The sequence below is a fragment of the Aurantimonas sp. C2-5-R2 genome, assembly GCF_036549495.1.
Lineage (GTDB): Bacteria > Pseudomonadota > Alphaproteobacteria > Rhizobiales > Rhizobiaceae > Aurantimonas > Aurantimonas coralicida_A.
Map to the genome: position 1 here is coordinate 12258 of NZ_JAZHLJ010000046.1, position 20318 is coordinate 32575.

Annotated in this window: 24 protein-coding genes and 1 pseudogene; 19 read left to right on the top strand and 6 right to left on the bottom strand. The window is 65.4% G+C overall.

Translation table 11 applies throughout. The features are described from left to right. Positions 1-102: 102 nt before the first annotated feature. A complete protein-coding gene (locus tag VQ044_RS16975; protein WP_327648440.1) occupies positions 103-1488 on the top strand; it encodes an alkaline phosphatase family protein in 1386 nt (461 codons plus the stop codon). Here VQ044_RS16975 and VQ044_RS16980 read toward each other — a convergent pair whose 3' ends face one another. The 3 genes from VQ044_RS16980 to VQ044_RS16990 are packed head-to-tail and all read right to left on the bottom strand — an operon-like array spanning position 1489 to position 4721. Next, complete coding sequence (locus VQ044_RS16980; protein ID WP_327648441.1) at positions 1489-2331, bottom strand: UbiA family prenyltransferase; 843 nt, start codon at positions 2329-2331, stop codon at positions 1489-1491. It lies immediately after the preceding gene. Beyond that, a complete protein-coding gene (eboE, locus tag VQ044_RS16985; RefSeq protein ID WP_327648443.1) occupies positions 2328-3518 on the bottom strand; it encodes a metabolite traffic protein EboE in 1191 nt (396 codons plus the stop codon). The genes VQ044_RS16980 and eboE overlap by 4 nt, the downstream gene beginning before the upstream one ends. Further along, positions 3519-4721 carry a 3-dehydroquinate synthase gene (locus tag VQ044_RS16990; RefSeq protein ID WP_327648444.1) on the bottom strand — a complete coding sequence of 401 codons (1203 nt, stop codon included), beginning with the start codon at positions 4719-4721 and terminating at the stop codon, positions 3519-3521. Between the two features lie 118 nt (positions 4722-4839). Between VQ044_RS16990 and VQ044_RS16995 the strand changes: the two genes are divergently transcribed. From VQ044_RS16995 to VQ044_RS17005, 3 genes are all read left to right on the top strand, one after another. Beyond that, a complete protein-coding gene (locus tag VQ044_RS16995; protein ID WP_327648446.1) occupies positions 4840-5208 on the top strand; it encodes a transmembrane 220 family protein in 369 nt (122 codons plus the stop codon). Positions 5209-5604: 396 nt separating this feature from the next. After that, the gene (locus VQ044_RS17000; protein ID WP_327648447.1) at positions 5605-5919 is read left to right on the top strand and encodes a hypothetical protein; all 315 of its coding nucleotides are present in this window, start codon (positions 5605-5607) and stop codon (positions 5917-5919) included. Continuing rightward, complete coding sequence (locus tag VQ044_RS17005; RefSeq protein ID WP_331827728.1) at positions 5919-6452, top strand: recombinase family protein; 534 nt, start codon at positions 5919-5921, stop codon at positions 6450-6452. Before VQ044_RS17000 ends, VQ044_RS17005 begins: the two co-directional genes overlap by 1 nt. 439 nt (positions 6453-6891) lie before the next feature. Here VQ044_RS17005 and VQ044_RS17015 read toward each other — a convergent pair whose 3' ends face one another. The 3 genes from VQ044_RS17015 to VQ044_RS17025 form a co-directional block, all read right to left on the bottom strand. Continuing rightward, complete coding sequence (locus tag VQ044_RS17015) at positions 6892-7227, bottom strand: helix-turn-helix domain-containing protein (protein WP_327648450.1); 336 nt, start codon at positions 7225-7227, stop codon at positions 6892-6894. Next, positions 7208-7585 (bottom strand): type II toxin-antitoxin system RelE/ParE family toxin, encoded by a 378-nt coding sequence (locus VQ044_RS17020; protein WP_327648452.1) that lies wholly within the window; start codon positions 7583-7585, stop codon positions 7208-7210. The genes VQ044_RS17015 and VQ044_RS17020 overlap by 20 nt, the downstream gene beginning before the upstream one ends. 93 nt (positions 7586-7678) lie before the next feature. Continuing rightward, entirely contained in the window at positions 7679-8017 is a 339-nt protein-coding gene (locus VQ044_RS17025) for a chromosome partitioning protein ParB (protein ID WP_327648453.1), read from the bottom strand. Between the two features lie 66 nt (positions 8018-8083). Between VQ044_RS17025 and VQ044_RS17030 the strand changes: the two are divergent. The 15 genes and pseudogenes from VQ044_RS17030 to phnN form a co-directional block, all read left to right on the top strand. Next, positions 8084-8200, top strand: a pseudogene (locus VQ044_RS17030) (arsenate reductase); the annotation flags it as partial. Further along, the gene (arsH, locus tag VQ044_RS17035; RefSeq protein ID WP_327648455.1) at positions 8193-8927 is read left to right on the top strand and encodes an arsenical resistance protein ArsH; all 735 of its coding nucleotides are present in this window, start codon (positions 8193-8195) and stop codon (positions 8925-8927) included. The pseudogene VQ044_RS17030 and the gene arsH, both read left to right, overlap by 8 nt. Positions 8928-9114: 187 nt before the next feature. Next, positions 9115-9531, top strand: a complete 417-nt coding sequence (phnG, locus tag VQ044_RS17040; RefSeq protein WP_327648480.1) for a phosphonate C-P lyase system protein PhnG — start codon at positions 9115-9117, stop codon at positions 9529-9531. Then, a complete protein-coding gene (phnH, locus tag VQ044_RS17045) occupies positions 9531-10148 on the top strand; it encodes a phosphonate C-P lyase system protein PhnH (RefSeq protein ID WP_327648457.1) in 618 nt (205 codons plus the stop codon). Before phnG ends, phnH begins: the two co-directional genes overlap by 1 nt. Positions 10149-10151: 3 nt before the next feature. Continuing rightward, a complete protein-coding gene (locus tag VQ044_RS17050; protein WP_327648459.1) occupies positions 10152-11264 on the top strand; it encodes a carbon-phosphorus lyase complex subunit PhnI in 1113 nt (370 codons plus the stop codon). Continuing rightward, positions 11261-12136, top strand: coding sequence for an alpha-D-ribose 1-methylphosphonate 5-phosphate C-P-lyase PhnJ (locus VQ044_RS17055; RefSeq protein ID WP_327648461.1), 876 nt, complete (start codon positions 11261-11263; stop codon positions 12134-12136). The genes VQ044_RS17050 and VQ044_RS17055 overlap by 4 nt, the downstream gene beginning before the upstream one ends. Beyond that, positions 12133-12909, top strand: coding sequence for a phosphonate C-P lyase system protein PhnK (gene phnK, locus VQ044_RS17060; RefSeq protein ID WP_327648463.1), 777 nt, complete (start codon positions 12133-12135; stop codon positions 12907-12909). Before VQ044_RS17055 ends, phnK begins: the two co-directional genes overlap by 4 nt. Positions 12910-12913: 4 nt before the next feature. Next, entirely contained in the window at positions 12914-13636 is a 723-nt protein-coding gene (gene phnL, locus VQ044_RS17065) for a phosphonate C-P lyase system protein PhnL (protein ID WP_327648465.1), read from the top strand. Continuing rightward, positions 13633-14250, top strand: a complete 618-nt coding sequence (locus tag VQ044_RS17070) for a DapH/DapD/GlmU-related protein (RefSeq protein WP_442872940.1) — start codon at positions 13633-13635, stop codon at positions 14248-14250. Before phnL ends, VQ044_RS17070 begins: the two co-directional genes overlap by 4 nt. 219 nt (positions 14251-14469) lie before the next feature. After that, the gene (phnC, locus tag VQ044_RS17075; protein WP_327648467.1) at positions 14470-15315 is read left to right on the top strand and encodes a phosphonate ABC transporter ATP-binding protein; all 846 of its coding nucleotides are present in this window, start codon (positions 14470-14472) and stop codon (positions 15313-15315) included. A 34-nt stretch (positions 15316-15349) separates the two neighbouring features. Beyond that, positions 15350-16357 carry a phosphonate ABC transporter substrate-binding protein gene (gene phnD, locus VQ044_RS17080; RefSeq protein ID WP_327648469.1) on the top strand — a complete coding sequence of 336 codons (1008 nt, stop codon included), beginning with the start codon at positions 15350-15352 and terminating at the stop codon, positions 16355-16357. A 112-nt stretch (positions 16358-16469) separates the two neighbouring features. Next, positions 16470-17288, top strand: a complete 819-nt coding sequence (gene phnE / locus VQ044_RS17085) for a phosphonate ABC transporter, permease protein PhnE (RefSeq protein WP_327648471.1) — start codon at positions 16470-16472, stop codon at positions 17286-17288. A gap of 2 nt (positions 17289-17290) precedes the next feature. Then, a complete protein-coding gene (locus tag VQ044_RS17090) occupies positions 17291-17980 on the top strand; it encodes a DUF1045 domain-containing protein (protein WP_327648473.1) in 690 nt (229 codons plus the stop codon). Continuing rightward, positions 17977-19116: an alpha-D-ribose 1-methylphosphonate 5-triphosphate diphosphatase gene (locus VQ044_RS17095; RefSeq protein ID WP_327648474.1), complete on the top strand. Its 1140-nt coding sequence runs from the start codon at positions 17977-17979 to the stop codon at positions 19114-19116. The genes VQ044_RS17090 and VQ044_RS17095 overlap by 4 nt, the downstream gene beginning before the upstream one ends. Next, positions 19106-19744, top strand: coding sequence for a phosphonate metabolism protein/1,5-bisphosphokinase (PRPP-forming) PhnN (gene phnN, locus VQ044_RS17100; RefSeq protein WP_327648476.1), 639 nt, complete (start codon positions 19106-19108; stop codon positions 19742-19744). Before VQ044_RS17095 ends, phnN begins: the two co-directional genes overlap by 11 nt. The last annotated feature ends 574 nt before the right edge of the window (positions 19745-20318 follow it).

The window sequence follows — 20318 nt, forward strand, 5'->3', positions numbered from 1 at the left end:
CCGATCCCCCTCATTTCAGCAGGACTGACCATAGACGCATTGCCCTTCGGCGGCCAGTCCGCGGCGTTGCAATGACGGGCGTTCCGGAGGATTGTCGCCGCCATGAATCGCACCCTTGTCATCCTCGTCGTCGGGCTGTCGCCGCATCTCCTCGGACCTCATACGCCGCATCTGTCGCGGCTCGCGGCGCGGGGTGGAATGCGCCACCTGACCAGCGTCACGCCCGCCGTCACCTGCACGGTCCAAGCCACCCTCGCGACAGGCCTTCTGCCTCGCGAGCACGGTGTCGTGGCAAACGGCTGGTATTTCCGCGATCTTCGCGAGGTGCTGCTCTGGCGCCAGCCCGAGAACCTCGTGGCCGGCGAGAATATCTGGGAAGCCGGCAAGGCGCGCGATGCCGCCTTCACCTGCGCCAAGATGTTCTGGTGGTACAACATGTACTCGAGTGCCGACTTCTCGGCGACTCCGCGCCCCATGTACCCGGCGGACGGCCGCAAGCTGCCCGACCACTACGCTTACCCCCCGGAACTGCACGACGAACTGAATGCAAGGCTCGGAACGTTCCCGCTCTTCAAGTTCTGGGGCCCACTGGCCGACATCACCTCGTCCGACTGGATCGCCAAAGCAACGTTGCACGTAATGGAGACGCGAACGCCGACCCTGACGCTGACCTACCTGCCGCATCTCGACTACAACTTGCAGAGGCTCGGCCCCGATCTTGGACATCCGCGCCTGCAGCAGGATCTGGCCGAGGTGGACGCCCTCTGCGGGACGCTCATCGAGGCGGCAGAGCGCGACGGGCAGCGGTTCATCGTCGTTTCCGAGTACGGCATCACCCGCGCCACCGACGCGGTGCACATCAACCGCGCCCTGCGCCGGGCAGGACTGCTTGCCGTCCGTCCGGAGGAGCACGGCAGGGAAGCGTTCGACGCCGGCGCCAGCGCCGCCTTCGCCATGGCCGACCACCAGATCGCTCACATCTACGTGCGGGATCCGGGGCGCATTGGCGAGGTTGCGCGGCTCGTGGCCGATCTCGAAGGGGTGGAAAGCGTCTGGGACGAGGCCGGCAAGCGGGCCAACGGGCTCGACCACCCGCGCTCCGGGGAGCTCGTGGCGGTGTCGGAGGCGGACCGCTGGTTCAGCTACTACTATTGGCTGGACGACGCGAATGCTCCGGACTTCGCCCGCACCGTCGATATCCACCGCAAGCCCGGATATGACCCGGTGGAGCTGTTCATGGATCCGGCGATGCGCGCCCCGAAGCTCGCCGCCGCCTGGAAGCTCGCCAAGCGCAAGCTCGGCTACCGTCAGCTCCTCGACGTCATATCACTGAAAGATACCCAGCTGGTGAAGGGAACGCACGGCCGCCTGACGGACGATCCAAACGAGGGCCCATTGGTGATTTCCTCGGCGCCGGAGCTGCTGTCGGCGGGCCCGGTGCGTGCAACGGACTTCAAGCGGCTGGTGCTGGACCACGTCTTCGATTGATCAGGTTCCCGGGGCGAGGCGCTGCAGCGCCAGCGTCATAAGGAATCCGGCGGCGGCGGCAAGCGCCAGTCCGGCTTCGCCGGCTGCCGCGATCAGCACGGCGTCGTAGAGCGAGATTCCTGCGATCAGGGTCACTACGCCGCGCGGGACATCGCCGCGCGCGCGGCGGAACAACAGCCGCAGCGCCACCACGACCACGCCGGCAAGTGCCAGCCAGAGCACCAGCGCCAGCGGAGAGAGCCCTGCCAGCCAGAGCGAATACAGCAGCGGCGCCGCCAGCACGCCCAGCGGCCAGGCGCGATCGATGCGGTTGTAGGCCTCCTGCTTGGCCGCATAGGTGAGACCGACGACATAGGCGGACAGGCCGAGGGCGCCGACCAGCGCCGCGGCCGGGAAACTGCCAGCGGCTGCGGCGCCAAGAGCGTAGGCCAGGAAACGGGTCGCTCCCATCAGCACCGGACTCAGGATCGTGCGCTTGTGCAGCCAGTCGTAGAGGACGACTGCCCCGGCGAGCGCCACCCCGACAAGCGCTGCCGTGGGGCCGATGAAGAGGCTGGCCAGGATTCCAGCTGCCAGCAGGGTGAATCCGACTTGGAACACCGTCCTGCGGGAAATCTCGCCCTGCGGGATAGGGCGCCCGGCGCGCTCGCCCGCGTCGATCTCGGCGTCAAAGGCATCGTTGAGCCACATGCCGCCGACGTAGAACAGCGACAGCGCCAGCATCGCCGTCAGGAGTTGCGCCGTGCCGGCTCCACCGGCAAGCACCGCGCCCGCCAGCGCGTTGGTCCAGACCGTCGGAAGGTTTGACACCCGGCCGAGACGCAGGATGGTAGTGGCCGTCATGCCCCCAGCCGCTCGAGGACCCAGCGAAGTTCCCGCGCCACGTTCGCCTCGACCGATCCGTGTCGCAGTGCTTTCGGCAGCACGTCCCAGGTGTAGGTCTCGACTTCCAGATGCGCCGAGATCGGCTCCCTCGCGTGAATGGTGAGGATCTCGGCGAGGAAGTCCTGCGTCGAATAGAAGTCGCCGAGATCGGCGAGGAAGACCGGGACGTGGAAATGCACCCGCCATTCCTCTCCGTCAGCATCCTCGGCGCGCGCCAGTGCCGTCGGCAGATCGGGCTCTCGTCGCAGCGGACCATTGCCACGCCGGCTAACTACCTGGTGCAGATAGGTCGGCTCGTCAAAGGAGCGCAGGGCCTTTCGCGCCGCCTGTGTCACGCTCGGTAGCCGCAGCGCGGCGCTCAGCTGCAGCTTGTGGATCGGCACGCCGGCCACCCGCAGGGCGGCGATGCTTCCAGCCGCGTCCTCGAACTCCACCGCGGCATGGCAGACATCGTAGCAAAGGCCGAGATGGCGAGGCAGCGCAATTGCCGCGGCATTGCGATCCAGTCCGGCAAGATCCCCCATCCGGCGCACCGCGTCCTCGGAAAACAGGAAGGCATCGAAGAAGGCCACCGCCTCCTCGATGGTCTCGAGGAAACAGAACGGCTCTGGCTCCAGGGCCAGCGCCACCGTCACGCCAGTCACCTCCCGCAGACGCGACAGATGCGCCGCGGTGCGCAGCAGGCGCTCTACCATGTTCGCCTCGGCACCGGCGGCAAGCGGCTTGAAGGTTCCCGGCACGGTGCTCAGGCTGACCACCTCGCCCGCCGCGGAAATGTCGGCCATGAGATCGGCGAGCGAACAGGTGTAGTCGAGGCGCGCGTCGCTGCGCCAGTCCGGTTGGTAAACGTCTTCCTTGACCCGCGTGCCGTGGAAGGGACCATAGGGAAAGCCGTTCACCGTAACCGGCAGCAGCCGGTTATCGGCGAGGATCGACTTGAGCTCCGATCGCGCCCGCGGGGATTCCAGCTCCCGCACCGTCTCGGCGGAAAAGCGCAGGCCAGCCGCGAAGGGCTCGTCCGGGCCGAGGGCGTCTCGCACGGCGCACATCGGGCCGGTGAGCGCGGCGCGGGTTTCGGCCCAGTTCTGCGTCGGATGGATGTTGAGACAATAGGTCAGCCAACCGAGGTCGCGCGGCAGCCGCATTCAGCCCGCCTCTCGCATCGCCAGCCAGTCCAGCGCTGCCTCAACCAGTCTCGGGTCAATCCGGTCAACCTCCACTCCAACGCCGATGCCCTGCAGCAGCGTGACCGAAAGCGCCCCCCCCAGATGCTCCCGGAACTCTTCCAGCCCGGCGAGAATCGCCCGCGTTCCATCCGCCGTCTTACGGGCGAGCGCCGAATGCCAGACCCGCAGGCCCAAGCCTTCCAGCAGCACGGCAATGCGTTCCTCAGCGCCCGGCTCAAGGAGCCCCGCAAGCACCGAATAGCGCGCATCAAGGGCGATGCCGATGGCGACCGCCTCGCCGTGGCGTACGCGGTGGCGAGTAAGCCCCTCGAGCTTGTGCGCCGACCAATGGCCGAAATCCAGAGGCCGCGCCGAACCGGCTTCAAACGGGTCTCCCCCATGGGCGATCTGATGCATGTGAAGTTCCGCCGAGCGGCGGATCATGTGTTCCTCTTCCGTGGCGGTGAACGTCGCCAGCGCGTCCACGTTCGCCTCGAGCCACTCGAAGAAAACGCGGTCGCGAATAAGCGCGACCTTCACCGCCTCCGATATGCCGGCGACGCGCTCGCGTTGTGGCAGGTGCTTCAGCACGTCGAAGTCGTTGAGGACCGCCCAGGGCGGCGCGAAGGTGCCGATATAGTTCTTCAGTCCCTTTAGATTGACCGCGTTCTTGACGCCGACGCCTGAATCGTTCTGGGCGAGCACAGTGGTCGGCACCCTGATGTGGCGCACGCCTCGATGGGCTGTCGCGGCCGCAAGGCCGACCGCATCCAGGAACGCGCCTCCGCCGATGGCGATCACGTAGGAATGGCGGTCGATGGCATGGGCGTGGATCGCGTCCTGGACCGCCTCGATGTGCGTAAGTTCGGTTTTGACCACCTCCCCGCCAGGAACGATGATGGGGGGAGCGACCAGGATCATTCCATCGGCATGCGCCTCGGCATAGGCCGCGATCTCGGCCTCCATCGTCGGAACCGCTGCGCTGACCCCGGAATCGAGGAACACCAGGCACCTGTGACGCTTGGTCGGCTCGCGCAGGCAGAGCGCCTCGCGAAGGACGCGATTATGCCGGCCGAAGAGATCTCGCGTGAACGCCACCGGATACTCGAATGGCACCGAAAAGCGCTGCCAGTGCGCCTGCGCAGCGAGCCCCGCCGGCACCTCGCCCGGCTTCGTGGTCATGGCGATCGATCCTCCCCCCAAGAGCGCCGCACGATCGGGCGCCCGCGCCTGCCGGCGTTGTTTCCCACAAGGTTATAGGTGTAGTCTGCTCCGCACAACGGTCCATCTGGGGGAAGCGATGCGTGTCATCAACGGCGTGTTTTGCGTAATCTTGGTTCTCTTCGTGGCGGTGCAGTACAACGACCCCGACGCGCCGCTCTGGATGCTGATGTACGGCGTCGCGGCCTTCTGGTGCGGAGCCGCGGCCTTCCGCCCCTTCTGGCTCGCCCACAGCCCGGCAAGGGAGTTGTTGGCATCCAGCGTCGTCATCGGACTGGCGCTTATGGTCTGGTACTGGCCCGAAACTCCCGGCTTCTGGAAAGAGGAGGTCTGGTGGAACACGGAGACCGCGCGCGAAGGCATGGGCGTCATGATCGCCTTCGCCGGCGTCGTCGTGGCGGCGATCCCGCTCCTGAAGCGACTCCGGGTTTCGCGGCCCGCGCACTAGAGAACCAGCGCCTCGGCGACGCAATGCGCGCCTCCAGGCTGTCGCCGTTGGCATCGACGCTCCGGCTCACTTGCTCCTGATCCCAAAGACGCTCATCGGCTGATCCTTACCGGCGGGGGCGAATGGATTGCATTCGGTGGTCCTGTGAGCAAGCTCACCCTCGGCGCTGACTTGTTCATAAAGGCGTTGGCACCTGCGTGGCGGCGCACGGGTCCCGCGCTTGCAATGCTGCGACGGCGATATTCGCGGAGTTGACACACTTCGGAGAGGCTTCGGCTGATTGGCACGACCCGGGCGACTCTGCAGAGTCTCGCCCTGCTCGGGCAAGGCATCGCCGCCGACGCAGCGAACCCGTTCTCGGCCAAGCTCAATGCCGCGCTCTGGACGGCGAGGACCGTGGCCGAAGGCGGAACCGGCGATCTCTTCTACACGATGAACAAGGAAACCTCGGGCGACGATCTCGGGCTGACGCTGCAGACCGGCTTCGTGACGAAAGCCTTGGTCGGACTATTCGGGTCGGACAGGTTCCGCCTCGCGGTCTCCGCGGACGGCAGCACTTTCTTCGAAGGGCTGAGCGTCGACAACGCCACCGGCATCGTCGACCAGCCACGGCTGCCGAGGTTCAAAGCCTGGACCAACTACGACGACTACGTGGGCGTCGGAACCTTGAAATCCAGCGCGGTCGGCTCTCAGAGGCCGGCTGTGAAATGATGTTCGAGGAGAAAATATCGGGGACTGCTCGTGGCCGGCCCGAGCTCGAAAAGCTGATGGGCCATCTGCGCAAAGACGATGTTCTCGTCGTCGCCCGCCTCGATCGCTTGGCGCGATCGACCATCGAACTCCTGCACATCGCGGAACGCATCAAGGAAAAGCAGGCAGGATTACAATCGCTTGATGAACCTTGGGCCAATACCACGTCCCCGTCCGGCGTGATGATCATGACCGTGTTCGCTGGGATCGCCCAGTTCGAGCGGACCCTCATATTGAGCCGAACCGACGAGGGTCGAAAAGCGGCAATGGCACGCGGCGTGACCTTCGGGCGCCCAAGGAAGATGCGGTCCGATCAGGCCGAACTCGCTCGCCAACTCATTCGCGAAGGCAAGTCCATTAGCGCCGTCGCCAGGACCTTCNAGCTGTCGGGACGAAGGGCGTCCGCTCTGGGTTCTCCACGCCTACGTCGACTCGAACAAAGGGACTGGAAGGGACACGCCGCTAGCCCCCGACCGGCCCGCTCTTTCATGTAGGGCCGTAGGGATGGGCGGGGGCGGATCACACGCGCAAAAACCTATCGTGTCTGGCTGTCTCTACGCCTGCGCTCGTCCGCAAGGCGCTGGCGCACCTGATCCGAGGTTCGTCCCCTCGACGGGTCCGCCTTCAGCTCGTCATAGGCGGCAACGCCTTCCGTGCGCAGCCAATGTTCAAGAGCTTCGTCACGCTCCGACGAATTTATTTCCGCATTTCCTTCGGATGACGCTCGGGGTCGAACCATTGTTTGCCGTCCTTCTCGCCGTGCCAGGGATTTCCGAACGCCCGGCTTGCTGGCGGTTCTTTGGCGGTCAGGTCGATACTGCGCACCGCCGCGCGCTCACGGCGATGCTCTTGCTGTTTATACGGCTTGTCACTCGCCGCCGTAGTCCAGCCGCAGCCGGGACTATTTCGTCTCGAACGGGCCATTTCCGCCCCTCAAGCAACTGCAAGCTTCAAATGTCCGACTGGGTCAGCGGTCGGCTTGACAGTGATTTCGATGTCGTAACCAAGCCGGTTCAGGCATTCCATAAGTTTCCGTTCCGACAAATTCGTAAAGTCGCCGCGCAGGAGTGAAGACACTTTCGGTTGCGGAAGTCCCATGCGCCGTCCAGCCTCCTCTTGCGTGAGGCCAAACCGACGCACTGCCTTGGTGATCTCGATCATCAGGCCGGACTTCACCTTCAGCTTATCGGCATCGGGTAGGCCCAGATCGGCAAACACGTTGCCGGAGCTGGTTTCGACCTCGATCCTGTCAATGATGCGGGTTGCCATGTCTCATCTCCTTCGCAACTGTCTCCGCAACCTTCAGTCGGGCGCGGATAATTTCCATGTCCGCTTTTGGGGTTGCGATGCCGCTCTTGCTCTTCTTCTGGAAGCAATGCAGCACGAAAACCGCTTCCTCGAATCTCACCGTATAAACAGCCCGATATGTGCCGCCTGCGTCGTTCTCGACCGCTTCAAGGACGCCAGCGCCGCCGAAACCTTTCAGGGCTTTCGCAGAAGGGTGCTGGTCACCGTGCTGCGCGAAATGCAGCGCATAGCCAAAGAACTTCCGCACATCGGCCGGAAGCTGCATCAGGTCTTTGCGGCTACTGCCGATCCATTCTAGCGAGCGTTCGTCTTGAATCATGCGCATCTTATATCTGAACCGGTATAAGCTGCAATCCGATTGTCTTGACGTGCAATTATGCAATCATGATTACATGAAAATATGATTGCTCCCCTATTCCCCGCCTTCGTGGACGACCGGATAATTGTATTTCACGAAAAGCAGGTTCAGGGCCTCGGCAACAAGCCGCTCCTGCGGAATCCGCTTACCCTGCGGATCGCGCGTGCGGAAGCTGAGTTCTTCCAGTGTCTCCCAATAGGCAGGCGGTAGGTAGTGCGTCTTGGCCGTTTTGTTCGCCCGCGAGGGCGCAACATAGCTCCCGGCCGACTGCGCTCCGCGCGCCCGGCGTATCGGCTCTGCCGGTGTGTCGGAGGCGGCCGGAGCTGCCGCCGCGGGTGCCGGTCGCTCTACCGGCTTCATGGCGGTTGCCAGAAGAGAAGGTTTACGGCTCATGCTTTCACCTTTTCATGATTTCCTGCAATCATGCTTGCCTGTTCTAAAAGGAAAGTGAACAGGTCGGTGCTCTGCCGCCCGTCCGAAACCGTTCTCGATCTCCTGCCCCATCGAGACATCGGCCCCTTCACCAAGGACGATGGCGAGGTCGTGATCGACGCCGAGGGTCGGCGCGTTGTCTGATACCGTGATCCGCAGCCTCGACGACCTGCCGAACATCGATCCAGACCAACTCAGGGCGATCGATACGGCGCGCCTCGCGGGACCGAACGCGCCGCGCCATCCGCCACGCATTCTTCTGCTCTACGGCTCGCTGCGCGCCCGCTCCTATTCGCGCTTCGTCGCCGAGGAATCCGGCCGCCTGCTGCGCTGGTTCGGTTGCGAAACCCGGTTCTTCGATCCAGCCGGCCTGCCGCTTCCCGACAGTGTCGAACCCGATCATCCCAAGATGAAGGAGCTACGGGACCTCGCCATCTGGGCCGTGGGGATGGTCTGGTCGAGCCCGGAACGGCATGGCGCGATGACCGGCGTGATGAAAGCGCAGATCGACTGGCTGCCACTGTCGCTCGGCGGCCTGCGCCCGACCCAGGGCAAGACGCTGGCGCTAATGCAGGTCTCGGGCGGCTCGCAGAGCTTCAACGCGGTCAACCAGATGCGGATTCTCGGGCGCTGGATGCGGATGGTGACAATTCCCAACCAGTCCTCTGTGCCGAAGGCCTTCGACCAGTTCGACGAAGCGGGCCGAATGCGACCGTCGCCCAATTACGACCGAATCGTCGACGTGACCGAGGAGCTGGTGAAGTTTACCCACACGGTGCGAGTGCGCTCCACCTATCTGACGGATCGCTACTCCGAGCGTGTCGAGAGTGCCGAAGCCGCGTCGATGCGGGTCGATCAACGCTCGCTCTGACACGGCCTCACTCGATGACCGGCGCCGGAACATCGGCCCACTGTCATCGGGACGATACATTGGATCCCTATGGCCGCTCCTCGAAGAGTAAGAGCGGTCAGACGGGGATCTGGATTCATTGCCGTATCATAACGCCGAGACAATCGCCGCCGATGCCGATAGCGGCGTCAGCGGCCGTCGTCGCGCCATGGAAGCCTTCGCGGCGGCCGACCCGTCCGAGTTGGCGGAAGTCTGGCGCGACGTCGCCGGCGACACGCCAGCAACGGCGCTGCGCGGGCCGGAAGCCGGGTTGGTCATGCTGCGCGGCCGGATCGGCGGCGGCGGCGCCCCCTTCAATCTCGGCGAGGCGAGCGTCGCCCGGGCCAGCGTCCGTCTTGTGTCCGGTGAAGTCGGCCACGCGATGGTGCTCGGCCGCGACACCGATCATGCGCGGCTGGCCGCGCTCTTCGACGCCGGCTGGCAGCGCGCCGACTGGCGCGCTGCGATCGAGGCCGGGGTGGTGGAACCGACCTTGCGTCGCAAAGTCGAGGCCGATCGCAAATCCGCCGAGGAGACCGAGGCGACCCGCGTCGATTTCTTCACCATGGTTCGGGGAGACGATTGATGTACCAGGACAGGACGGCCGGCGACGGAGCGGGTCTGGAGGGCGGCTTCGTCGATCCCGTCTTCGACGCACAGGCCGCTTTCGCCCGCGTCATGGACGCCTTCGCGCGCCCCGGCAGGATCATCGATCTCGGCGGCCGAACGCGCCCGCCCTCCCCCGTGCCTCCGGCGGCCGGCGCCTTCCTCGCGACCCTCGCCGACGCCGACACACCGGTCTGGCTCGACGCGGCGGCGCGTAACGACGCGATCGCCGCCTGGCTTTCCTTCCACACCGGCGCGGTGGTCGTCGATGAGATGTGCGAAGCGCGCTTCGCCCTTGTCTGCGACCCGGCGACGATGCCACCGTTGGACGAGTTCGCGCTCGGGACCGACGCCTATCCCGACCGTTCGACCACCCTGATCCTGTCGCTCGAAAGCCTGCGCTCGGGGCCGGCCCTTGGACTGCGCGGGCCGGGCATCGAGACCGAGACGGAAGCAACCCCAAAGGGACTGCCGGCCAAGTTCCTCGGCCAGTGGGCGGCGAACGGGCGACTTTATCCGCGCGGCATCGACATCCTGATGGTCGCCGCCGATGAGGCATGCGCCCTGCCGCGCACCACCAAGATCGAGGAGCGCTGAGCCATGTATGTCGCCGTCAAGGGTGGCGAAGCCGCGATCGGCAACGCCCATCGCCTGCTCGCCGACCGCCGCCGGGGCGACCGGAGCGTTCCTGCGCTGACGCTCGAGCAGATTGCCGGACAGCTTGCGCTCGCCGTCGACCGGGCAATGGCGGAAGGCTCGCTCTACGATCCGGACCTGGCCGCAATGGCGATCCGCCAGTCACGCGGCGATCTGATCGAGGCGATCTTCCTGATCCGCGCCTACCGCACCACGCTGCCGCGCTTCGGCGCATCGCGGCCGGTCGACACCGGCGCCATGCGGATCGAGCGGCGAATCTCGGCGACCTACAAGGACATGCCGGGCGGCCAGCTGCTGGGGCCGACCTTCGACTATACCCATCGGCTGATCGATCCCGCGATGGCAACGGACGAGCCGGTGGCGTCGGGAAAGCGCCGTGCCCGCAGCGACGATCCCTGTCCGCGGGTCACGGACATTCTCGGCCGCGACGGGTTGATCGAGCCCGATGGCGAATTGCCGGTGGGCGAGCCGGGCGATCTCACCCGCGAGCCGATGGAGTTTCCCGCCGGCCGCGATCTGCGGCTGCAGGCCCTTTCACGCGGCGACGAAGGCTTTCTCCTTTCGCTCGCCTATTCCACTCAGCGTGGCTACGCCCGTTCGCATCCCTTCGTCGGCGAAATCCGGATCGGTCTCGTCGACGTCGAGGTCGAGATGCCGGAAGTCGGCTTTGCCGTCACCATCGGCCGGGTGCGCCTGACCGAGTGCCAGATGGTCAACCAGTTCCAGGGATCGTCCGAGGAGCCGCCGCAATTCACCCGCGGCTACGGCCTCGTCTTCGGCCAGTCGGAGCGCAAGGCGATGGCCATGAGCCTCGTCGACCGGGCGCTGCGCGCCGACGAGTTCGGCGAGGAGCGCACGGCGCCGGCCCAGGACGAGGAATTCGTCATTGCCCATTCCGACAATATCCAGGCAACGGGCTTCGTCGAACACCTGAAGCTGCCGCATTACGTCGATTTCCAGGCCGAACTCGACCTCGTCCGGCGCATGCGCCGCGAGCAGGCAAGCGCGGGCGACAGCCAAGAGGCGCGGTCGATCAACTGCGATGCAGCCGAATGACGACCGCGATACCCACCTACAATTTCGCCTATCTGGACGAACAGACGAAGCGGATGGTCCGCCGTGCGATCCTCAAGGCCATCGCTATCCCCGGCTATCAGGTGCCATTCGCCTCGCGCGAAATGCCGATGCCCTATGGCTGGGGCACCGGCGGCGTCCAGGTGACCGCCTCGATCCTCGGCCCCGACGACATTCTCAAGGTGATCGACCAGGGAGCGGACGACACCACCAACGCGGTGTCGATCCGCGCCTTCTTCGAAAAGACCGCAGGTGTCGCGACCACGACCAGGACGGCCGAGGCGACGGTCATCCAGACCCGCCACCGCATCCCGGAAACAGCGCTGACAGAGGGGCAGACCATTGTTTTCCAGGTGCCGATCCCCGAGCCGCTGCGCTTTTTGGAGCCGCGCGAGACCGAGACGAGGGTGATGCACGGGCTGGAGGAATACGGGCTGATGCACGTCAAGCTCTATGAGGACATCGCCCGTCACGGCCATATCGCGACGACCTACGCCTACCCGGTGAAGGTCGAGGGCCGCTACGTGATGGACCCGTCGCCGATCCCGAAATTCGACAATCCGAAGCTGCACCGCTCGCCGGCACTGCAATTGTTCGGGGCCGGGCGCGAAAAGCGAATCTACGCGCTGCCGCCCTTCACCAACGTCGTCAGCCTCGATTTCGAGGATCATCCGTTCCGGGTCCAGAGCTTCGAGCGTCCCTGCGCACTCTGCGGCGCCGAGGGCGTCTATCTCGACGAGGTGGTCATGGACGACAAAGGCGGCCGGATGTTCGTCTGTTCCGACACCGACCACTGCGAAACCCGTCGCGAGGCCGGGTTCACAGGGGCACAAACGGCGGAGGCCGCGAAATGAGTGAGCCCCCGATCCTCTCCGTCCGCCACCTTACCAAGCTCTACGGAGCGCGCGTCGGCTGCGAAGACGTGTCCTTCGACGTCTTTCCCGGCGAAGTCGTCGCCATCGTCGGCGAGTCCGGGTCCGGCAAGACGACGCTGCTCAACTGCATTTCGACCCGGTTGGCGTCGACATCCGGCACCGTCTCCTATGCGATGCGCGACGGGACGATGCGCGATCTGGCATCCTTGAGCGAGGCCGAGCGCCGTTTCCTGATGCGCACCGACTGGGGTTTCGTCCACCAGCACGCGGCCGACGGCCTTCGGATGCGGGTCTCGGCCGGCGCCAATGTCGGCGAGCGGCTGATGGCGGTCGGCGAACGCCATTACGGCCATATTCGCGGAACCGCCACCGACTGGCTCGACCGGGTCGAGATCGCCGAGGATCGCATCGACGATCGGCCGGTCGCCTTTTCCGGGGGCATGCGGCAGCGCCTGCAGATCGCGCGCAATCTGGTGACGCGTCCGCGTCTGGTCTTCATGGACGAGCCAACGGGCGGCCTCGATGTGTCGGTCCAGGCGCGGCTGCTCGACCTTCTGCGCTCACTGGTCGCGGAGATGGGACTGTCGGTGGTGATCGTCACCCACGACCTCGCCGTCGCGCGGCTCCTGTCCCAGCGCATGATCGTCATGCAGGGCGGCCGGATCATCGAGGCGGGGCTGACCGACCGCGTGCTCGACGATCCCCACCATGCCTATACCCAGCTCCTCGTCGCCTCGATTCCGGAAAGCTGACACGATGCCTGGTTCCTCCCCTTCGATCCTGTCAGTCCGCGACGTCGAGAAATCCTTCACGATGCATCTGCGCGGCGGGGTCCAACTGCCCGTCGTCCGGGACGCCGGCTTTGCGGTCGCGGCCGGCGAGTGTGTCGTTCTCGGCGGCCCGTCGGGTGTGGGAAAATCCTCCATCCTGAGAATGGTCTACGGCAATTACTCGATCGACGCGGGGGCAATCCTGCTCAGCGATCCAGAGTCCGGCGCCACGGTCGATCTTGCGGCCGGCGATCCCCGTACCGTGCTGGAACAGCGCCGGTCGGTCGTCGGCTATGTCAGCCAATTCCTGCGGGCGATCCCGCGTGTTCCCGCAATCGATGTCGTGGCCGAACCGCTGGTCGCGCGCGGCGTTGCGCCGGGAGCCGCCCGCGAGAAGGCGCGAGCGCTGCTGAGCCGCCTCAACCTTCCCGACGCTCTGTTCGACTTGCCGCCGGCGACCTTTTCTGGCGGCGAGAAGCAGCGCGTGAACATCGCCCGCGGCTTCATCACCGACCATCCGCTGCTGCTGCTCGACGAGCCGACGGCTTCGCTCGACCCTAAGAACCGGGACGTCGTCTGCCAGATGATCGAGGCCAAGAAGGCGGCCGGCGTGGCGATCCTCGGCATCTTCCATGACGAGGTGGTCCGCGACAGGATCGCGACGCGCATCATCGACGTCTCGACCTTTTCGGCCCGCAAGGTCGCGTGATGCCCAAGCTCTCCGAAATGCCGCTGGTTCATGCCAGCGCAGCGGTCGAAGCATCGACGCTGGGCCGCTACACCGAAATCGCCGAGCGCTGTCAGGTGTCGGAAACGCAGTTGGGTGACTATTCCTACATGATGCGCGATTGCGACATCTGGTGTGCCGTCATCGGCAAGTTCGTCAACATCGCCTCCGCCGTTCGGGTCAACGCCACCAACCATCCGATCGGCCGGGCGAGCCTGCATCATTTCACCTACCGGGCGGGCGACTATTTCGACGGTGAGGCGAACGAGGCGGAATTCTTCGCCTGGCGGCGGGAAGACGCTGTAACCATCGGCCATGATGTCTGGATCGGCCATGGCGCGACGATCCTGCCCGGAGTGACGATCGGCAACGGCGCGGTCATCGGCGCAGGCGCGGTGGTCGCCAAAGAGGTGGCCCCCTACACGGTCGTCGGCGGCGTGCCGGCCCGGCCGATCCGTCCGCGATTTCCCGAAGACATCGGCGTGCGCATGGACGCCCTCGCCTGGTGGGACTGGCCGCACCGGAAGCTGCGGGCAGCGCTCGCCGACTTTCGCGCCCTCGACGCCGAAGCGTTTCTCGACAGACACGGCGGTTAACAGAAGGCCCTCGGGCCGGCACGGCGATACCGTCATCCAACCGTTACGCAAGTGTCATCCAGCCCTCATGAAAGACGCCTAGGAATCCGACCGTCAAACCAGAGCGTTGTGCGTCCCTCCGGACGCACAAAGGACGCTCTGGCACTTGGATTGAGCATCAGAATGATCCGAAAACCGGATTCCACTTTTCGGTCCGATGCTTTTGGGGACGGACCGCCCATGACCGCCATAGCCGTGAACAATCTCTCCAAGCGCTTCGGCCGAAAGCAGGCCTTGTCGAATGTCGACCTGGATATCGGCAAAGGCGAGATGGTCGCTTTGATCGGCGCCTCCGGCTCCGGCAAGTCGACCCTGATTCGGCACATCGCCGGCCTCGAAAGGGGCGATGGCGGCGCCATCGACATCTTCGGACGGAGAATTCAAGAAAGCGGACGCCTCGGCAGCAAGGCCCGCGAGATGCGGACCGAGATCGGCGTCATCTTCCAGCAGTTCAACCTGGTCAACCGCCTGCCCGTTATCACCAACGTCCTTCTCGGCAATCTTGGGCGTATTCCGGGCTGGCGCGGAACGCTCGGCCTGTTCAGCACAGGCGAAAAGCAGGCCGCCCGGGTCGCCCTCGCCCGCGTCGGCATCCCGGACGTCGCCTGGCAACGCGCCTCGACGCTGTCCGGCGGACAGCAACAGCGCGCGGCCATCGCCCGCTGCCTGGTGCAGAAATCCCGCGTGCTTCTCGCCGACGAGCCGATCGCCTCGCTGGACCCCGCCTCCGCCCGACGGGTGATGGACGTTCTGTCCGACATCAACCGCACCGACGGCATCACCGCCGTCGTTTCGCTGCATCAGGTGGAATACGCGCGCCGCTATTGCCCGCGCACGATCGCCTTGCGCGCCGGCGAGGTCGTCTATGACGGCCCCTCGACCGCGCTGACCAACGAATTTCTGACCGAACTCTACGGATCGCATTCCGAAGAGCTCGTGCTGCCGGATACCCTTCCGGTCGACAGCCGTCGACCGGTTCCGCCGATGGAGCCGCGGGCCGCGGCCCGTTCGCTCGCCACGGCGTAACGACAACAACCCTCAACGCAACAGGAGACCCACCATGAACGCGATCTTCAAGATCCTCGCATCCGCGTCGCTGGCCGCCGGCCTCACGGCGCCGGCGCTGGCCCAGGACGCCGCGCCCGAAGAGATCAATTTCGGGATCATCTCGACCGAGAGCCAGTCCAATTTGAAGCCGAAATGGGCGCCGTTCCTCGCCGCCATGGAGGAGAAGACCGGCCTCGAGGTGAAGCCCTTCTTCGCCACCGATTACGCCGGCGTCATCGAGGGCATGCGCTTCGGCAAGGTCCATCTCGCCTGGTTCGGCAACAAATCGGCGATGGAAGCCGTCGACCGGGCGAATGGCGAGATATTCGCCCAGACCGTCGATGTCACCGGCAACCCCGGCTATTGGTCGCTGATCCTCGCACCTAAGGACTCGCCGCTTGAAAGCGTCGATGACCTCCTGAAATGCGACCAGTCGATCGATTTCGGCCTCGGCGATCCCAACTCCACCTCCGGCTATCTCGTGCCGATGACCTTCGTCTTCGCCGCCAACGGCGTCGATCCGAAGGAATGCTTCAAGAACGTCACCAACGCCAACCACGAGACCAACGCCATGGCCGTCGCCAACGGCCAGGTCGACGCGGCCGCAAACAACACCGAGAGCCTCGCCCTGATCGAGAAGAACAATCCCGTGGCTTTCGCGAAGATCAAGGTGATCTGGAAGTCGCCGCTGATCCCTGCCGACCCGATCGTCTGGCACAAGGAGCTGCCGCAGGAGATCAAGGACAAGATCAAGACCTTCTTCCTCACCTACGGCACCGACCAGTCGGACGGCGACGTCGCCAAGGAGAAGGACGTCCTCGCCGAACTTCAATGGGCGCCGTTCAAGGAGTCCAGTGACGACCAGCTCCTGCCGGTCCGGGTGATGGAACTGTCGAAAGAGATCGCTCAGATCAAGGCCGACACGACGATGGCCGAGGACGCCAAGAAGGCGGCGATCGACAAGCTCGAAGCGGAAAAAACCGGCTACGAGAAGAAGATCAAGAGTGCCGAGCAGAGCTGAGGCTAGATCGCGGCGGCGCGGCAGGTCTCGCGCCGCCGTTTCCTTCAGATGCGACCGATCGGCATCGAAATGCCGGCCGGCCGTTTCCGGTTTTTCAGCAGGATTCTCCACGATGACCAAAGCGGTCGAAACCCTCGCGCCTTCCCGACTGGACCTCAACGCCGGCCGCGACTGGTCGCGCAGCATCTGGAACGCTATCATTTGGGGCAGCCTGGGGCTTATCCTGCTGTGGAGCTGGGCACCGGCGGAGATGGGGCGCTGGACGTATTTGTTCACCGACGCCGACAACATGGCGCAATATGCGGCCGGCTTCGCCGAACCCGACTTCAAGGACTGGCAGTATTATCTGGGCGAAATGGTCGTGACCGTCCAAATCGCGGTCTGGGGGACGTTCCTGGCTGTCCTCCTCGCCATCCCCTTCGGCATCCTGTCGGCCCACAACATGGTGCCGTGGTACATCCTGCAGCCGGCCCGGCGGCTGATGGACTTCTTTCGAGCGATCCACGAGATCGTCTGGGCGGTGCTGTTCGTCGTCGCCGTCGGTCTTGGACCTTTCGCCGGGGTGATGGCGCTGTTCATCCACACCACCGGTATCCTCGCCAAACTGTTTTCGGAGGCAGTGGAATCGATCGATCCGCGCCCCGTCGAAGGCATCCGCGCGACCGGTGCCTCGAAGCTTCAGGAAGTGGTCTTCGGCGTCATACCCCAGGTGCTGCCGTTGTGGATTTCCTATACGTTGTACCGCTTCGAATCCAACGTGCGGGCGGCGACGGTGCTGGGGGTCATCGGTGCCGGCGGCATCGGCCAGGTGTTGTTCGAATCGATCCGCGGCTTCTATTATCCGCAATCCGCCGCCATCCTCATCGTTGTCGTTGCGACCGTCATCTTGACCGATCTTCTGTCCCAGCAGCTGCGCCGGTTCGTCACCTGACCATGCGCGCGGCGATCTTCTTCACCCCGCCGGCCAGCGCCGCGCTGACACGCGCCGCCGCCCAGTGGCTTGGCCGTGGCGTCTTCGACGGCGAGCCGACCCGAGATAGCGATCCGGCGATCGACACGCTGGTCGCGGAGCCGGCCCGCTATGGCTTCCATGCGACGATGAAGGCGCCCTTCCGTTTCGCCGACGGCGCCGGTCTCGCCGACCTCGACGCCAGCCTCGCGGACTTCTGCGCCTCGCGCGATCCAGTGGCGATCGACCGCCTCGTCATCGCCGCCCTCGGGCCGTTCTTCGCGTTCGTTCCGGAACGCTCTCCCCCGGCGCTGGACGAACTCGCCGAGGCTGTGGTGCGAAATTTCGACGCTTGGCGGGCGCCGCTGACGGACGCGGAATACCGCCGGCGCCGGCCGGACCGGCTGAGCGAGCGCCAGCGTGAGAACCTGGAGCAGTGGGGCTATCCCCATGTCCTGAGGGATTTCCGCTTCCATATGACCCTGACCGGCCCGGTCGAACCGGACGAACGGGCCGGCGTGGAAGCCCGGCTGCGCCAGCGCTTCGCCGATTTCGACGGGGCGCCGCTTGCGGTCGACCGGCTGGGCATCTTTATCGAGCGGGAGCCCTGCGCCCCTTTCCGCCTTTACTCCCTCCATCCGTTTCGCCCTCGCGCCGAAGACGCTCTGACATGACCGAAGAAACCATCCTCAGGAACGCCCGCCTCGTCCTTCCCGACGCGGTGGTCGACGGCCATGTCGTCATCCGCGACGGCCGCATCGCGGCAATCTGCGACGGTCCTGCGGCATCCGGCGAGGACATGGACGGGGACACGGTCATCCCCGGTCTCGTCGAATTGCACACCGATCATATCGAGGGTCATTACATCCCGCGCCCGAAGGTCTTGTGGAACAAGATGGCGGCGATCCAGGCCCATGACGCGCAGATCGCCGCCTCCGGCATCACCACCGTCTTCGACGCGCTGCGGGTCGGCACCGACGAGAACGCCACGCTGACCTCCGGCGACATGGCCGAGATGGCGGACGCGATCGACCGGGCGGTGGCCGAAGGGCGCGTGCGCGCCGACCATTACATCCATCTCAGATGCGAGGTGTCCGCGAGCGACGTGGTCGAGGGCTTCAGAAAGATCGAGGCGAATCCGCGGCTCAAGCTGGTCTCGCTGATGGATCACGCGCCGGGCCAGCGGCAGTTCGCCGATCTCGATGCCTATCGCATCTACTATCAGGGCAAGCTTGGATTGTCCGACACCGAGTTCGCGGCCTTCAGTGCCAGGCGGCTGGCCGAATCGGCGAAATTCGCGTCGCAAAGCCGCCTTGCGATCGCCGAGCGCTGCCGCGTGCGCGGCATCGCGGTCGCCTCCCATGATGACGCGACGTCCGCCCATGTGGACGAAGCGATCGCGCTCGGCACCAGCGTCGCCGAGTTTCCGACGACGGTCGCGGCGGCCAGGGCTTCGCGCGAGGCCGGCCTGCATGTGCTGATGGGCGCGCCGAACATCGTGCGCGGCGGCTCGCATTCGGGCAATGTCTCGGCGATCGAACTCCTGCGCCTCGGCGTCCTCGACGTGCTGTCGTCCGACTATGTGCCATTTTCGATGCTCCAGGCGGTCTTTCATCTCGCCGATCAGGGCGCGGCCGATCTGCCGGATGCCATCCGATTGGTGAGCCAAAACCCGGCCGAAGCCGTCGGCCTTACCGATCGCGGCGCGATCGCCGAGGGCCTGCGCGCCGATCTCGTGCGCGTCCGCGCGACGCCGGGCGAGCCGCCGGTCGTCCGCTCGGTCTGGCGGGAGGGTCACCGTGTCGCCTGAGATCGAACCCCATGCGCGCGACGGGGGAAACCGGCTTGGGTCCGGTTCGCCTGGATCGTTCGTCGCGGTGGTCGGACCAAGCGGCGCCGGCAAGGATTCGCTGCTGGCGATCGCCGCCGCGACGCTCGCTCCGGACACCGGCTTCTTTTTCCCCCGCCGCGTCATAACCCGCATCGCGCTCGCGGACGCGGAAGACCATGACAGCCTGACGCCAGCGGCGTTCTCCATGGCCGAGGCGGAAGGCGCCTTCTGCCTGACATGGACGGCGCACCGCCTCTCTTATGGCCTGCCGACCGAGATTTCGAGACGCCTGGAGGCTGGCGAGACCGTTGTCGCCAATGTGTCGCGGGCGGCTTTGCGGAACGCGGCCGAGCGCTTTTCCCGCCTCCACATCATCGAGATCACCGCTCCACGCCACCTGCTCGTCGAGCGGATCGCCGCGCGGGGCCGAGAGACGCCGGAGGAGATCGACCTGCGGCTACGACGCCAGGCGACGCTCGACGTGCCCGAGAGCGCCGAGGCGGTTCATCGCATCCACAACGATCGCGCGATCGACGACGCCGCCGCGGCCTTTCTCGCGATCCTGCGAAGGATGCGCCGGAGCCTTCCGCACCCGATGGAAGGATAAGCGGCCCGGCCCGAACGTCGACGATTGATGAGGAGGCTGACGGGTCGCGTCCGTCAACGTGGTGGAAATTGGGGGGAGCTAAAGCGTCTCCGTTTCAGGCGGGTGCGGTGGAAATCTGTTCGGGCTTTGCGGAGGTGCCAATGGCCACGAGGTCGGCCATGGGCTCGGTCTGCATGTAGCGGTTCTGGACCTGCCATTCCTCGCGTTAGGGGGACAAGGTCACGGGCGGGTCCGAGAGCTGGCGCATTTACTGTAAGGATTTGGCCGGAAGGGACTCCTGGATTAGCGGTGGTGCCGGGGGAAGCGACCGCCTGGGCTCCGCAACCCGCAGTTTTGCGTGGCCCTACATCTTCGCTGCAGTCGAGCCCTCCCCCTCGGTCTGGCCTTCGGCCCGGTCCCGCCCTGTTCCGACACGGCTATGATGAACCTCCATCTCCGACGAGATTTCGGCACCGTTCCGGACAATGTTCACGCGGTCAGGAACGATGGCGTCTGCCCGTGCGCGCGGGCAGACGCTAGCGGGTGCCCGTCACATGGATGCAATCAGAATCGGTCATTCCGGACGCAGGCAGAC

What these genes read in the sequence shown, in the direction of transcription:
- phnL (WP_327648465.1), top strand. Translation starts at nt 12,914, where the DNA reads ATGCCTGGTTCCTCCCCTTCGATCCTGTCAGTCCGCGACGTCGAGAAA.
- VQ044_RS16995 (WP_327648446.1), top strand. Translation starts at nt 4,840, where the DNA reads ATGCGTGTCATCAACGGCGTGTTTTGCGTAATCTTGGTTCTCTTCGTG.
- phnC (WP_327648467.1), top strand. Translation starts at nt 14,470, where the DNA reads ATGACCGCCATAGCCGTGAACAATCTCTCCAAGCGCTTCGGCCGAAAG.
- VQ044_RS17095 (WP_327648474.1), top strand. Translation starts at nt 17,977, where the DNA reads ATGACCGAAGAAACCATCCTCAGGAACGCCCGCCTCGTCCTTCCCGAC.
- VQ044_RS17020 (WP_327648452.1), bottom strand. Translation starts at nt 7,585, where the DNA reads ATGATTCAAGACGAACGCTCGCTAGAATGGATCGGCAGTAGCCGCAAA.
- eboE (WP_327648443.1), bottom strand. Translation starts at nt 3,518, where the DNA reads ATGCGGCTGCCGCGCGACCTCGGTTGGCTGACCTATTGTCTCAACATC.
- VQ044_RS17055 (WP_327648461.1), top strand. Translation starts at nt 11,261, where the DNA reads ATGACGACCGCGATACCCACCTACAATTTCGCCTATCTGGACGAACAG.
- phnE (WP_327648471.1), top strand. Translation starts at nt 16,470, where the DNA reads ATGACCAAAGCGGTCGAAACCCTCGCGCCTTCCCGACTGGACCTCAAC.
- phnG (WP_327648480.1), top strand. Translation starts at nt 9,115, where the DNA reads ATGGAAGCCTTCGCGGCGGCCGACCCGTCCGAGTTGGCGGAAGTCTGG.
- VQ044_RS17050 (WP_327648459.1), top strand. Translation starts at nt 10,152, where the DNA reads ATGTATGTCGCCGTCAAGGGTGGCGAAGCCGCGATCGGCAACGCCCAT.
- VQ044_RS16975 (WP_327648440.1), top strand. Translation starts at nt 103, where the DNA reads ATGAATCGCACCCTTGTCATCCTCGTCGTCGGGCTGTCGCCGCATCTC.
- VQ044_RS17090 (WP_327648473.1), top strand. Translation starts at nt 17,291, where the DNA reads ATGCGCGCGGCGATCTTCTTCACCCCGCCGGCCAGCGCCGCGCTGACA.
- VQ044_RS17015 (WP_327648450.1), bottom strand. Translation starts at nt 7,227, where the DNA reads ATGGCAACCCGCATCATTGACAGGATCGAGGTCGAAACCAGCTCCGGC.
- VQ044_RS16980 (WP_327648441.1), bottom strand. Translation starts at nt 2,331, where the DNA reads ATGACGGCCACTACCATCCTGCGTCTCGGCCGGGTGTCAAACCTTCCG.
- phnK (WP_327648463.1), top strand. Translation starts at nt 12,133, where the DNA reads ATGAGTGAGCCCCCGATCCTCTCCGTCCGCCACCTTACCAAGCTCTAC.
- phnD (WP_327648469.1), top strand. Translation starts at nt 15,350, where the DNA reads ATGAACGCGATCTTCAAGATCCTCGCATCCGCGTCGCTGGCCGCCGGC.
- VQ044_RS17025 (WP_327648453.1), bottom strand. Translation starts at nt 8,017, where the DNA reads ATGAGCCGTAAACCTTCTCTTCTGGCAACCGCCATGAAGCCGGTAGAG.
- VQ044_RS16990 (WP_327648444.1), bottom strand. Translation starts at nt 4,721, where the DNA reads ATGACCACGAAGCCGGGCGAGGTGCCGGCGGGGCTCGCTGCGCAGGCG.
- phnH (WP_327648457.1), top strand. Translation starts at nt 9,531, where the DNA reads ATGTACCAGGACAGGACGGCCGGCGACGGAGCGGGTCTGGAGGGCGGC.